We start from the raw sequence: 680 nt of genomic DNA, 5'->3' as shown, positions 1-680 counted from the left end.
GGGAGTGGGCTGCAAAAGAAGTGGGTAGCTTAACCTTCGGGGGGGCGCTCACCACTTTGTGGTTCATGACTGGGGTGAAGTCGTAACAAGGTAGCCCTAGGGGAACCTGGGGCTGGATCACCTCCTTACCTATACGACTAACTTAATGTTTGGTCGAAAAATGCTCCTGCATTTTCGACATTCGGTACATCCGTGTACCTTTTGAGTGTTCACACAGATTTGCTTGATAGAAGAAAGAGTAAAAGATGGACCTAGTTAAATAGGTTTATCAAAGATGGGTCTGTAGCTCAGCTGGTTAGAGCGCACCCCTGATAAGGGTGAGGTCGGTGGTTCAAGTCCACTCTGACCCACCAAATCTTCGTTCTCCTTTGTTAAATTAACACTCGTTTAGTGAACTAAACGTCGCGTTAATTTGCCGCTGATAACTCGATTTGGCAAACCAATCCTTTTAGAGGTTTGGAACATCTTACTTACTCGCACTGCATGTAAATGGGGCTATAGCTCAGCTGGGAGAGCGCCTGCCTTGCACGCAGGAGGTCTGCGGTTCGATCCCGCATAGCTCCACCATTTACACCTTATTCTGACTTTATTGAAAAGTAATAAGGCATATGCACTATGGATAGAGATGCCAAAGATAAACTTAAAAATTATCTTTGGCTTTTTTAAGCCCGCTCTTTAAC

General features: G+C 45.3%; 2 tRNA genes and 1 rRNA gene. All 3 read left to right on the top strand.

Going from position 1 to position 680, the window contains the following annotated elements:
- Window positions 1-128: ribosomal RNA gene (locus tag L5M17_RS22995) — 16S ribosomal RNA — on the top strand; the annotation flags it as partial.
- A gap of 148 nt (window positions 129-276) precedes the next feature.
- Window positions 277-353: transfer RNA gene (locus tag L5M17_RS22990), tRNA-Ile, on the top strand.
- Between the two features lie 138 nt (window positions 354-491).
- Window positions 492-567 (top strand) — tRNA-Ala (locus L5M17_RS22985).
- Window positions 568-680: the final 113 nt, after the last annotated feature.

This window comes from Shewanella sp. SW24 (assembly GCF_025653395.1).
Taxonomy (GTDB): Bacteria; Pseudomonadota; Gammaproteobacteria; order Enterobacterales; family Shewanellaceae; genus Shewanella; species Shewanella oncorhynchi.
The sequence above is the reverse complement of the archived record's forward strand: the minus strand, read 5'-3'. Positions and strand labels throughout refer to the sequence as shown.